Genomic DNA, 13,406 nt, shown 5'->3' with positions numbered 1-13,406 from the left:
CCCTACTAACCCCGGCTTTTCATCAACAGCATACGTAACGGGGCAATGGCCAGAATGGCAAAACCAATCAGCGTCCAGACGGGTAACGATAGGCCTAATAAGGAGAAATCGATGTTAGCGCACTCGCCAGAGCCGGTTAATACCATAGCCACCACATCCTGCATGGGCAGAATATCCATCATGTAATCAAGCCCAGGGCCGCAGGAAGGGACTTCATCGGCGGGCAAGCTTTGCAGCCACACATGCCGCCCGGCGATAAAGGCACCGGTTCCCACGGCGACTAGCGACAGCAGTCCATAAATGACTTTACCCACGCGTCCGGCAGGGCTGTGGATAGCCGCAATCGCGAATACGATGCCCGCAGCGATCACCGCCACACGCTGAAAGATGCACAGCGGGCAGGGCTCAAAGCCACCGATATGTTCAAGGCCCAGAGCTACCGCCATCATTAAAACGCAGAAAGCCAGACCGGCCAGGGCAACCGAGCGGTATGTGTGCAGGATCATTGACGAACCTCAGATGGCAACGCTGAAAGAGCACGAGACTCACGCGCTTTGGTGAAATAGACCTGCAAGAACTCTTCAAACGTCTCCTGGTCAGCGGCTTCAATATCGTGCTGCTGCTGGTGCGAGGTCTCAATCAGTTGAGCCAGTAGCGCTTCGCGACTGCGCTGCATCGGCTCGGCTTTCAATTGTGCAGCTTGCTCTTGTGCGAGGCTCAGCATTAAATCACTCAGTGATCCATCGCTCGCTTTGAGCCGTTCCAACACCTGCGCAGACGGAGTGAGCGAAGGGTCTTCCAGGCGTGGCGCCAGACTTGCCAGGGCATCGGCGTGGGGTGTGCCCTCTTCTACCGCATCCAGCAGGCGGGCAACTTCGCCCATTTCGGCGAATATCTGCCCACCCCACTCACGTACCGAAGTGGACTGGCCGTGGTTATAGAGTTTGAGCCCGGGGTCGCGGCCACGCTCGACCACCCAACGACGGTTGTCATCCAGGCGGTCACACTCTTCATCGGAGATCCAAGGGCTGTCGCTGAGCAGACACCACATCAAGAAGGTATCGACAAAGCGCATCTGCTCTTCAGTGACACCAAGGGGGTCGAAGGGATTGAGATCCAAACAGCGTACTTCGATGTACTCTACGCCGCGGGCTTCTAGCGCCTGACTGGGCGTTTCGTTGAGCTTGGCAACCCGCTTAGGGCGAATGTCGCTGTAGTACTCGTTTTCGATCTGCAGAATATTGGCGTTTAACTGGCACCACTCGCCATCGACGTTAACACCCATTTTTTCATAGTCGGGCCACGGTGAAGAGATGGCGTGACGTAGGGTGTTAACGTAGTTAGAGAGCGAGTTAAAACAGATTTTAAGCTGCGACTGCACCTTGTTCTGGTAGCCCAGATCCGACATACGTAGCGTCGTCGCGTAAGGCGCGTAGTAGGTATCGTCACTTAGGGAGTGCAGCTTTTCAGGCACTTTTTTGTCGTCAGGCAAAAAGCTCTTATCAATCGCCGGTGATGCACCAAACAGATAAAGCAGTAACCAGCTATGGCGACGGAAGTGGCGAATCATGCCGAAGTAGCGGGTGGAGCGGTAATCGTTGAACGGAATATTGGTGGCTTTTTCCATTTCACGCAGGGCGTGCCACATATCATCCGGCAGTGAGACGTTGTAGTGAACGCCCGCGATCGCCTGCATAATGCGGCCGTAACGCATGTCCAGCCCTTTGCGGTAGACATGCTTCATGGTGCCAACATTGGAGCTGCCGTAGTCGGCAATCGGTACGCTGTCGTTGCCTGAAAGGCGCGATGGCATGCTGCCTGGCCAGATCCACTCGTTTTCCAGGTGATGATAGGTGAACGTGTGCAGGTCAGACAGAAAACACAGCGCTTCACGGGGGTCTGAATACACCGGCGTGATGTACTCTAACAGTGACTCTGAGTAATCCGTGGTGATATGCGGGTGCGTCAGCTTAGAACCCAGCGCGTACGGGTGCGGCGTTTGTGCAATGTGGCCGTTGGCATCGACCCGCAGCCCCTCTTTTTCAAGACCACGACGCAGGCGGCCCAACCGACCAAGGCGCGCACTGGGTATCAGGCGCTCGACTTGCGCGGTCAGCGCAGATGGCACAGTGAGTGGTTCAGGCAAGGTGAACACTCCTTGTCAGTAAGGCCCGCCGACGGCAGGCCTTGGTGTAGTCAGGTGGCATCGCCATCATCGCTTTTGCAAAAATAGACAACAGGATATGGCGGCAACCATGATTTTTTCAAGATACGGCTTTTTCAAGGCACGCGACTATTTGCCGCCACGCGCTTTTAACAAGGCAGCACCTAGCGCACCCATGGGTGCTGGCGCTTCCGCCGGCTTAGCGTTATTACGCTTCCCTCGAGACGGTTTGCGGCTTGCGCTGTGCTTTTCAGCATCACCCTTAGCATCGTTTTCTGCCTCCGGCTGGTCATCCAAGCGCATCGACAGCCCTACCCGCTTGCGGGGAATATCCACGCTCATGACTTTAACGGTGACGATATCTCCCGCTTTGACCACGCTGCGCGGATCGTCGATAAAGCGATCCGATAGCGCCGAGATATGCACCAGACCATCCTGATGGACGCCAATATCCACAAAAGCACCGAAGTGCGTGACGTTAGTGACCGTACCTTCGAGCACCATGGCGATTTTGAGATCATTGAGGGTTTCGACGCCTTCGCGGAATTCGGCGGCCTTGAATTCCGGGCGCGGGTCGCGGCCTGGCTTATCCAGCTCTTTTAAAATGTCGCTAACCGTTGGCACACCAAAACGCTCATCGGCAAAGTCAGCGGGCTTCAAGGCTTTTAACGCGCCGCTGTCACCAATCAAGCCGCGTACTTCACGGCCGCTCTGCTTGGCAATTCGTTCTACCAGTGGATAGGCTTCCGGGTGCACGGCGCTGGCATCCAAGGGGTTATCGGCATTATGAATACGAAGGAAGCCAGCGCACTGTTCGAAGGTTTTGGCACCCAAACGGCTGACTTCTAACAGCTCTTTACGGCTTTTGAAGGCGCCTTTCACATTGCGCTGGGCGACGATATTTTCCGCCAATGCGGCACTAAGACCCGCCACCCTGGAAAGCAGTGCACTGGAGGCCGTATTGAGGTCGACGCCCACGGCGTTAACGCAGTCTTCAATCACTACTTCCAGGCTGCGCGATAGCTGGACCTGGGAAACATCGTGCTGGTACTGGCCCACACCAATCGACTTGGGCTCGATTTTAACCAGCTCGGCCAGCGGATCTTGCAGGCGACGTGCAATAGAGACCGCGCCGCGTACCGTGACATCGAGATCGGGCATTTCACGGGAAGCGTATTCAGAGGCGGAGTAAACCGAAGCCCCCGCCTCCGAGACCATCACTTTGCTTAATCGATGCTCGGGAGCCAGTGCTTTGAGCAGTTCACCCGCTAGCTTATCGGTTTCGCGGCTGGCGGTGCCGTTGCCTACGGCGATCAGCTCGACGCCGTGCTGTTTCACCAATTTAGCCAGCACGTTCAAAGCGGCGTCCCATTGGTTTTGCGGCGCATGGGGATAAATAGTCGCTTGATCGACAAACTGCCCGGTAGCATCAACGACCGCGACCTTACAGCCGGTGCGCTGGCCGGGGTCGATGGCTAGAGTGACTTTCTGCCCCGCCGGTGCAGCCAGCAGAAGGTCTTTTAGGTTGGCCGCGAACACTTCAATCGCCGTTAATTCGGCCTGTTCGCGTAGACGCCCCAGCAGCTCGGTTTCCAGAGCGGTGTAAAGCTTCACCCGCCACGTCCAGCGCACCACTTCGGCTAGCCACTTATCCGCCGGACGGCCCTGATCGCTGATGCCGAACTGTTTGGCAATCGCAACTTGAGCGGGATGAATGGGGGCTTCCTCTTCGCCGGGCAGCCGGATCGACAGACTCAACACACCTTCGTTGCGTGCCCGGAACATCGCCAGGGCGCGGTGTGATGGCGCTTTAGCAAGCTTTTCGTCATGCTCGAAATAGTCGGAAAACTTGGCGCCCTCCTGCTGTTTGCCTTCCAACACCCGGGCGCTTAGTTCGCCCTCTTGCCACAGCCGTTCACGCAGCTGACCAATCAGTTCGGGGTCTTCAGCGAAACGCTCCATTAATATCTGCTTGGCGCCATCCAGGGCGGCCTTGGCATCTTCAATAGCGGGAATATCGCCATCCGCCGGGCGCAGATAGTTGGCGGCTTCGCTTTCCGGGTCGAGGCTTGGGTCGGCAAGCAGCGCATCTGCCAGTGGTTCAAGCCCCGCTTCACGGGCGATTTGCGCCTTGGTGCGGCGCTTTTTCTTAAACGGCAGGTACAGATCTTCCAAGCGCTGCTTGGTCTCGGCGGCGTCAATGCTGGCTTTCAGCGTGGCATCGAGCTTGCCCTGCTCATCAATCGCGGCGAGAACTGCGGCGCGGCGCTCTTCCAACTCGCGCAAATAGCGCAGGCGTTCATCTAACTGGCGCAGTTGGATATCGTCTAGCGCGCCGGTGACTTCTTTACGGTAACGGGCAATAAACGGCACAGTGGCGCCGCCATCCAGCAGTTCCACCGTGGCGGATACTTGCTCGGGACGCACACCAAGCTCAGTGGCCAGGCGGGAAATGATACGCTGATTGACATCCATAAATTGCAACTAACTCATGCAGCATTTTTTAGTGCCCAACAAGGTATCACAAACCCGCCACGGCTGGCATGATCTTGAACATGACCCTAAAACCATGTCCCTAAAAACCATGCCCCTAAAAACCATGCCCTTTAAAACTATAGCCTAAAAACCATAGCCCCAGGATAGCCTGCTAGCGGCGCCAGCCTCGGTCATCCCAAAACGGGCGGCGCGACTCACGCTGAACGGCGTCACGGCTAATGCCAATATCTTTCAACATGTCGTCGCTTAAATGACGCAGCGCATAGCGTTCGCGTCGCAGTTGATGCCAGCGATAAAGCCTTTCTCGCCAGGTTACTTTATTTACACACTCTTCCGACTGCTGGCCCTGCGCGTTTTGATGGCTTGCGACGGTGCACTCCATTTCAACCTCCTCATAGCCGCTTACAGCGGCATAGCAAATAAGCGTTGAAGGAAGTATTGAGCAGCGCCTACAATCAATCCAACGAATACTCCTTATAGACAACATCAGAAATATTGATACTCATGGCCACACTACCCACCATCGATCACGAGCTGCTGCGTACCTTTGTTGCCATCGTTGACCAAGGCGGCTTCACCCGCGCCGCTGTGGCGGTGAACCGCACCCAATCCGCCGTGAGTATGCAAATCAAGCGGCTGGAAGAGGACGTTATTCAGCGCCCACTGTTTGTGCGTCAGAGCAAACCGCTGCAATTGACCAGCGAAGGCCATACCCTACTGGGCTATGCGCGCAAAATTCTATCGCTGCAGGGAGAGGCGCTGACGCTTCTACGCCAGCCCGATATGGTGGGTCGTGTCCGCCTGGGAGTGCCGGATGACTATGTCATGCGCTTCCTGCCCGGCATTCTGAAAACCTTTTCCCAAGCCTGGCCGCTGGTGGATGTGGATGTGCACTGCGCGCCCTCTTCGGTACTCTCCCAGCAGCCCAAAGACAGCCTGGATCTGATCATCATGACGCGGGAGATAGGCGATGAGATTGGCACTATATTAAGGCGGGAAGCTACCGTATGGGTATCCGCCGAAAGCCATAGCACTCATCTACAAACGCCGTTACCCCTTGCCATGTTTGAGTCACCCTGCTTTTGTCGTCGCCATGCCTGCAATGCGCTAGACCGTGCAGGCCGAGCCTACCGGGTCGCTTATAGCAGTCCCAGCCTGGCAACGTTACAAGCCGTTGTGGGGGCAGGGCTGGCCGTTTCTGCCTGGATGCGTAGCCTGGTGACCGCCGATATGCAGATATTGGGTGAAAAAGAGGGGTTTCCCGTTTTGCCGGAAGCATCCATCATTTTGCAGCACACCTCCTCCCAGTCCCCCATTATTGATAGCTTGGCCGAGCATATTGTTGAAGGGTTTAGGCTTTGATCGACTCCCACTCACAACTAACCAAAAAATTTTACGCCTTGCGTGTATTTGGCTTCTGCATTTGGGCTTGTTTCCGGCGTAATTTATCGCGTTTAAGCCTAACCCCCTCCCGAGGCCTATTCGGGAAGAGAACGCATAACTCATCCACAGACGCATCAAGGTGCTGACACATGCGCTCGACCTCCCCTTCTGACCAAAACTTAACTGGGTTCCACTGCAATTTATATCGCTTGTTGATCACTGCCTTCTTTTCCCGATGAGGAAACAGTTTCGCCAGCTCTGCGGCGGGTAGTCCGCAATTTGCCTTTAATAGATCAAGCTCCTCAGCGCTCCAAAGATCCCCTGACTCCCCATCACCGTGCGGCACGTAAACCAACCCTTCCACCCGGCTACGCAGCTTGATGGCGTCTACCGTGCGATGTGGCAGCCGTTGGTTGACCCGCTTAGGCCCACCCAGCGGGAACTCGTGACGCAAAATTGCCAGTTCTTCTTCAGTCCAGGGTACTGCATTAAACACCCGTAAGCCGAGCTTCCTCGTCGCTTGGCGGATGGCTAGTTTACTGCGATGAGGTAAAAAACGCTGTCGTATTTCACTTGTTTTGAGCAACAAAAAATGCTTAGCAATAATCCGCAACTCCTCTTCTGTCCACCGAGGCTGACCATACTCTCGATCATACTCAAGCTTCTTGAGCCCCAGTAAGTACGACATCCTCTTTAAGGCCCCAATCGTACGATGGGGCAGATGCTGGGCTTGCAGCTCTTTAAACGTCATCTCGCTATGATGACGTTTAATTAGCTCCATCTCTATCAGGGTCCACTCGCGGTAAATCCCTTTACTACGGTGGCGACGCGAGAATGGTGCTGCCATACTGTCCTCCTATCAAGTTCCCGCACAGCTCTCCATCACGGCGGCATTGAGTCATCAATACCTCCTGATTGATGGACTAGTCTAAAGAAATACAATAATCATGCATTAAGAGGGACAGCACTTTTGCAGTGACGTCGGCCCCCTTCTTTTTTTAGCGAACCATTGCTTCAATTTTTATGCTGTAAGCCATCGCTTAAAACCTTGTAAGACATCTCTTACAAGCGCGTAAGAGATCCCGGTAACTTGCCTTCAAGGGGTTGCCTTCTCGCCCAGTGCCACTACCCTCAATCGTTCTCATTTAGTATATAACGATTCAAGGAGTGGAAGGATGGCGGATCAGACGGGCCTACAATTTACCCTGACGCTTCCAGGAGCCGATGACACCGCCGTGGTACGTTTTACTCATCGCGAGGCCCTGTCTGAACCGTTTAACCTCTCCGTTGAGTTTGCCAGTCGCACCCACACCCTCTCACCGGTTGATTGTTTGGATCAAAATGCCACGCTCACTATTTGGCAGGACGGCGAACCGATGCGCCGGATACATGGCATTATCAATGAGCTGCATCGCGGTGATCGAGGCCATCGGCGCAGCTTCTATCGGGTGGAGATTCGCCCTGCCCTGTGGCGGTTATCCCTGCGCCATAATTCGCGTATCTTTCAAGACACCTCGCCTTATGATGCGATCACCACCTTAGCCAACGAGCGCGATCTCATTGATATCGGCTTTGCCACCACCCGCACGCCCCTTGAGCGGGAGTTTCTGGTGCAGTACCGGGAGACCGACCTGGCCTTTGTGGAGCGCTTAGCTGCCGAAGAGGGCTGCTTTTATTTTCATGAGTTTGAGAATGCCGAAGGTGGTAAACACTCGCTGGTGTTCGCCGACTCGACAGTGGTGTTGCCCAGCGTGGGCGAGCGCACTTACCACGGCCGCGCAGGGGGCTCCCCGCCCCAACGCCACCTTCGTAAGCTGCGCCAGGCCAGTCGGGTTCGCCCCGCCTCGACCATGCTTAAAGACTACAGCTTTAAAAATCCCTCCTACGCTCAATTGCACGATCACCACGCCCCTGGACTCGGCGAGCATGCCCAGCGGGATGATTACGAACACTTCGATTATCCCGGGCGCTATAAGAAGGATGACGCCGGCAAGCCTTTCACTCGCCACCGGTTAGAGTCCCTACGTGCTGACGCTACCACCGCCGAGGCCGAAAGCGACCTACCAGAGCTCTCCCCTGGCCTCTGCTTTACCCTTACTGACCATGATATCGATAGCCTGAACCACGACTGGCAAGTGGTATCAGTGGTGCATCACGGCGAACAGCCCCAGGCACTAGAAGAAGACGGCATGGCCCGGGGTGATAACAGCAGTAGTGTGCAATCAGGCGAGCTAATGACCCGCTACCACAACGACGTGCTGATGATGCCCCGGGATCAGACCTTTCGCCCGCGACCTAATCCCAAGCCTCGCGTTGATGGCCCCCAGGTGGCCTTTGTGGTGGGGCCGGAAGGCGAAGAGATCTACTGCGACGAACACGGCCGGGTCAAGGTGCAGTTCCCCTGGGATCGCTACGCCGAACCCGACGAGACCGCCAGCTGTTGGGTGCGGGTGGCCCAGGGATGGGCAGGTGGCGGCTACGGCAGCATGGCGATCCCCCGGATCGGCCACGAGGTAATTTTGTCGTTCTTAGAGGGCGATCCAGACCAGCCGCTGGTCACTGGGCGCACCTACCACGCGGTGAATACACCGCCCTACCCGCTACCGGAACACAAGACCCGAACGGTCATACGGACCCAGAGCCACAAAGCGGAAGGCTTTAACGAACTGCGCTTTGAGGACGAAGCCGATAAAGAACAAGTCTGGCTGCATGCCCAGAAAGACCTGGCGCTGCTGACGCTTAACGATCGCACCGAGGAGATCAAGCGCGATAGTTATCTCAAGCTCCACCGTGACCGCCTAACCGAGATCAATAACGATGACCATCTGACGGTACACGGCAAGCGGCATACCCTGATCAAAGGTGATGACCACCTCCAGATAGACCAAACACGACACGAAGTCTACGGTGAGGCGCAGTTAGTTGAGGCAGGCCGCGAGTTGCACCATAAAGCGGGTAGCCAGATCGTCTTGGAAGCGGGCAGCGAAATCACCCTTAAAGCCGGCGGCAGCTTTATCAAGCTCGACCCCAGCGGGGTGACCATTGTGGGCTCTCAGGTCAAGATCAACTCCGGCGGTAGCCCCGGGCGTGGCCAAGGCCACGCCATTGTGCTGCCTCGCTTACCCGGGGAAGCCGAGCCCGAGGAGAGCGAGGACGTCACCCTCGACCCGCACCAGACGCCGCTGCTCAGCAGCGACATTACCGCCGCCACCCCGTTGGCGCTGGACGATATCGACATCACCGATGGCCTGGCCGACGACTGCAGCGCCTGCCAACCGGCGGTAGGCAGCCCGGTTAACCCGCTGTTGGGCGCCAAACTGCTGCCTGCGGAAACCGATTTTGCGCTCCCGGCACCAAGGCCATTTGTGTTCAGCCGCGGCTATCTCTCTAGTAACGAACAGATAGGCGCCCTGGGTCAGGGGTGGTCGCTCCCCGGTGAAAGTCTCGCCATTACCCTTAACGACGACGCCTGCATTGTTCACGATGCCCAGGGCCGTGCGATTACCTTTGGCGCACTGGTTTCCGGCCAGACGCGCTTCTCGCCCACCGAGCAGCTGTGGATCCGTCGTGGAGGGAGCACGAGCGTCAGCGCTTCTGGACAAGATGGCGCCCCAAACGACGATAGCCGCTGGCAAGCCCTGGACGAGACATTGCGCAATGATCCCGAACGTATCGTGTTAAGCGATGCCAGCGGGCTTTACTACGTGTTTGCCAGCCCAGCCTCTGCCCATCCAGCAGACGCAGCGGCGACCACGGGTGCACCTTCAGGCGATAGTCCTGAAAATAGCGCTGCCCGCTGGCCCTTAATCGAAGAGCGCGATCGCAACGGCTATATCACCCAGTACCGCTGGGAAGGTGATCTGTTGGTGCGTGTGATCGACAGCGCCCAACGTCACTACCAACTGATCTACGATGCCCTGCTTCCCGCCATGCAAGGTGATAGCGGGCAGCGCTTAACCGGCGTTAAGCTGGTGCAAGAGCACGACGGTGAGACAGCGGACGAGTGGTTAGTGCGCTACTCCTATAGCCCAGAGGGAGATTTGATTGCGGTACGCCACCGCCACGGCGAGGTAGTGCGCGAGTTTGAGTGGCAAGACCATATGCTCACCGCCCACCGGGTACCCGGGGGCATGGAGGCCCACTACACCTGGGATCGCCACGCCCCGGATGGCCGCGTAGTGGGCCAGCAGGAAGCCGGTGGCTTAGCGCGGACGTACAGCTATCAGGTGGATCACACCCTGGTCACCGACAGCCTGGGCCGGGAGGAGCGCTACCACTTTGTGGGCAGCGGCCCCGGCCGCCGTTGGACGGCCCACACCCGCACCGATGGCTCGCGGATCGAGTTCCGCTACGACCGTGCGGGTTTCAAGGTAGCGACGGTGGACCCGTTGGGTCACGAGACGCTGATCGAACGGGATGAGCACGGCCAAGTGATCGCGCAGACCGGCCCGGACGGCACGCGCTGGGCCATTGAGCGGGATGCTCTGGGCCAGCCGGTGAGTATTGAAGGGCCGGAGAATCAGCGCTGGCAGATCACACGCAACGACCTCGGCCATCCGCTGGCGGTCACCGGGCCGGAAGGCACTACCGCCTTCGCCTACGACAATACCGACCTGCCCGACCGCCCTACTACTCTCACCGATGCAGGCGGGGCCACCCACCAGCGGGAGTGGAACGCCCTGGGTCAGGTCACCGCCCAGATCGACTGCTCACAGCAGCGCACCGAGTACGCCTACGACCGCCACGGTTATCTGGCCAGCGTCACCAACGCCCTGAACGAGACCACCCGCACCCAGCACGACAAGATGGGCCGACGCATCACCACCCAGCTTCCTGACGGGCTCTACTGGCACCACCATGTAGACTCCCTAGGGCGGCTGGTAGAGCTGGAAGGCCCGCAAGGCTTTCGGCAGCAGTTCTTCTTTGATGACCACGGCCGCCCGGTACAGCGCATCGAGGCCGACGGGAGCCAGCAGTTTACCGCTTACGATGACATTGGCCGCTTGAGCGAACTGACCCTGGGCAACGGCGCGGTGTACCGCTTTGCTTATGACGAGATGGATCGCCTCGCCAGCGAAACCGGCCCCGACGGCCGCGAACAGCAGTACCGCTACGATGACGCTGGGCGACTGATCGAACGCATCGAAGCCAACCGCCCCGGCCCCGACGGCCAGCCGCTGGTGACCCGTTACGACTATGACGAAGCCGGTCGCCTGACGGCCCGGCACCTGCCCGCCACCGAGCACACCCCGGCCAGCAGTGAACATTATCAGTGGGGTGCCAATGGTCAGTTACTCAGCGTCACCAATGACCACGGCGAGGTCACGTTCCGCTACGACGAAGCCCAGCGGTTAATTGGCGAACAGCAGCGGCATAGCGCAAACGCCGAAGGTAACGGTTGGACATGGCAACACCAGCACACGCTCACCGCCACTGGCGCGCCCGAAGCCAGCCAATTCGGCGACCTACCGGCGCTAAATTGGCACACCTACGGCAGCGGCCACCTGCACGGCATGAGTGCCCCCGGCCTGGATCTGGAAATCGCCCTCGAGCCCGATGCCCTGCACCGAGAGACCCAGCGCCGTCTTAGCACCAGCACCAATCAGCCGCTGGTACTAGAGCGCGGCTACACAGAGCTGGGCCAACTGGATCACCTCACCCTGCGCAGCCCGGACACCACCAGCCAGCAAGCCTATCAATACGACGCCCTGGGCCGGATGAGCTTCCGTAGCTTGCAAGGTGTCCCAGCAGAACAAGTCATCGCCTACAGCTACGACGCCGCCGGGCGCTTGATCGGCAGCCAGCACGGCGACTACGCCCACCGCTACTCGGTGGATGCGGCGGGTAATCGCTTAGAGCAAAGTGTCGACAAGCAGCAAGGACTGACGGATAACCGCCTCACCCAACTCAACGGTACCCGCTACCGCTACGACGGCGCAGGCAACCTGATCGAACGCCAACAGCCCAACGGCGAACGTTTAACCCTGGGCTACGACGGCGCCAACCGCCTAGTTCACCTGATCCACGCCAGCGAGCTGGGGGCGACCCACGAAGCCACTTACCGTTACGACGGCCTGGGAAGACGCATCAGCAAAACCGTACGCCACACCAACGGCACCACCGCCACCACCCACTACGGCTGGGACGGCGATCGCATCGTGCGCGAAGAAACCGACAACCAGCGCACTACCGTGGTGTATGAGCCTGGGAGTTTTGTGCCCATGCTACGTATCGACGACACCCAGCAAGGCCAGCTAGTCAGCGCCTATATCACCGATGCTCTCGGCACACCCATGCAACTGGTCACCCCCAACGGCCAACCCCGCTGGCTCGCCGAGCCCGACGACTGGATGGCCGTCAAAAACCAACGTGCCGTGCGCAACGTCACCCAGCCAATCCGCTTCCAGGGCCAGTGGCATGATGAAGAATCAGGGCTTTACTACAACCGCCATCGTTATTACGACCCGCAGCAGGGGCGGTATATCAGCCAGGATCCGATTGGGTTAAACGGCGGCACGAATTTGTATGGCTATGTGACCAATCCGACGGGGATTGTGGATCCGTTGGGGCTGTTTCAATCAGCCATGGGCAGTATTAGTGCAGCGTATGGCTCACAGGCGTTAGCACATGGTTCAACTACACCGCCACCCCCAGCAGCACCTGCTGGTGAAGTATTAACTGGCAGTAGCTATCGGCCCGGTATTATTGGTGCACTATTCCCATCTAGCATGTCAGCCTTTGCAAAAGATCCGCAATACGCAGAAGCACTAGAATTCCAGGGCGCATCACGTAACAACATCACACTGCCGGCGGCATCAGGCGCGTTGGGAGCTCCCATGGTGGGTGCAGCAGCACCGGGAGCAGCAAACGTCGCGGCAGGGGCCAGTAGTGCTTTAGCGGCAAGTGCAAATCAGCTTAGCCTGCGTGCTATGTGCAGTGTGGCGACCGTTTCCCCGGGTGCAGCTGTCGGAATAGCGAATCCAGGCGTGCAAGGCGCGGCTTTAGACTTCATTGATAGCGCGGTGGGGGGAACTAGTCCTAGCCCGAATATCGAAGGCGCAGCAGGTGCTGCGATAGACTACTTTTTCAGCCCCAAAGAGGCTTTAAGATGAAAAAAATAACCTCTTTTGTTTTGAGCAAGCTTAAACAATCTCATTTTGGCTTCTTGGCAGCTGGTTTTTTATTCATCTTAGTTGGAATTGATACCTCTGCAACAGGCAAACTTCCTAGAGGAGGTATAATTTATGACGACAACTTAAAAATCTTTTATGCTCTCATCTGGTTCACTTTGGGGCTTGCCTGTATTTTTCTGGGAGTTAGAAGGAAGTAAAAATACTATTTATACTGGTCGCTAGCGGAGGCA

Annotated in this window: 8 protein-coding genes and 1 pseudogene; 4 read left to right on the top strand and 5 right to left on the bottom strand. The window is 57.5% G+C overall.

Features of this window, described 5'->3' with window-relative positions:
* Positions 1-5: 5 nt before the first annotated feature.
* The 4 genes from QT230_RS01160 to QT230_RS01145 form a co-directional block, all read right to left on the bottom strand.
* Positions 6-506, bottom strand: a complete 501-nt coding sequence (locus QT230_RS01160) for a disulfide bond formation protein B (protein ID WP_308319654.1) — start codon at positions 504-506, stop codon at positions 6-8.
* The gene (gshA, locus tag QT230_RS01155; RefSeq protein WP_308319653.1) at positions 503-2,146 is read right to left on the bottom strand and encodes a glutamate--cysteine ligase; all 1,644 of its coding nucleotides are present in this window, start codon (positions 2,144-2,146) and stop codon (positions 503-505) included. Before gshA ends, QT230_RS01160 begins: the two co-directional genes overlap by 4 nt.
* Positions 2,147-2,293: 147 nt before the next feature.
* On the bottom strand, positions 2,294-4,639 hold the full coding sequence (locus QT230_RS01150) for a Tex family protein (RefSeq protein ID WP_308319652.1): 2,346 nt from the start codon (positions 4,637-4,639) through the stop codon (positions 2,294-2,296).
* 172 nt (positions 4,640-4,811) lie between these two features.
* Positions 4,812-5,042 (bottom strand): DUF1127 domain-containing protein, encoded by a 231-nt coding sequence (locus tag QT230_RS01145; RefSeq protein ID WP_308319651.1) that lies wholly within the window; start codon positions 5,040-5,042, stop codon positions 4,812-4,814.
* A 122-nt stretch (positions 5,043-5,164) separates the two neighbouring features.
* On the opposite strand from QT230_RS01145, the gene QT230_RS01140 reads away from it, so the two are divergent.
* Complete coding sequence (locus QT230_RS01140) at positions 5,165-6,022, top strand: LysR substrate-binding domain-containing protein (RefSeq protein ID WP_308319650.1); 858 nt, start codon at positions 5,165-5,167, stop codon at positions 6,020-6,022.
* Positions 6,023-6,053: 31 nt separating this feature from the next.
* On the opposite strand, the gene QT230_RS01135 is transcribed toward QT230_RS01140, so the two are convergent.
* Positions 6,054-6,890, bottom strand: coding sequence for a hypothetical protein (locus tag QT230_RS01135; protein ID WP_308319649.1), 837 nt, complete (start codon positions 6,888-6,890; stop codon positions 6,054-6,056).
* 328 nt (positions 6,891-7,218) lie between these two features.
* Between QT230_RS01135 and QT230_RS01130 the strand changes: the two are divergent.
* The 3 genes and pseudogenes from QT230_RS01130 to QT230_RS01120 form a co-directional block, all read left to right on the top strand.
* Positions 7,219-9,228, top strand: a pseudogene (locus tag QT230_RS01130) (type VI secretion system Vgr family protein); the annotation flags it as partial.
* A 30-nt stretch (positions 9,229-9,258) separates the two neighbouring features.
* Entirely contained in the window at positions 9,259-13,155 is a 3,897-nt protein-coding gene (locus QT230_RS01125; protein WP_374694434.1) for an RHS repeat-associated core domain-containing protein, read from the top strand.
* Complete coding sequence (locus QT230_RS01120; RefSeq protein ID WP_308319648.1) at positions 13,152-13,373, top strand: hypothetical protein; 222 nt, start codon at positions 13,152-13,154, stop codon at positions 13,371-13,373. Before QT230_RS01125 ends, QT230_RS01120 begins: the two co-directional genes overlap by 4 nt.
* Positions 13,374-13,406 lie beyond the last annotated feature (33 nt).

Source organism: Halomonas sp. SpR8 (assembly GCF_031010195.1).
In the GTDB taxonomy this organism is placed as follows: domain Bacteria; phylum Pseudomonadota; class Gammaproteobacteria; order Pseudomonadales; family Halomonadaceae; genus Vreelandella.
Note: the sequence above shows the minus strand (reverse complement) of the source record. Positions and strands in the feature narration are given on the sequence as shown.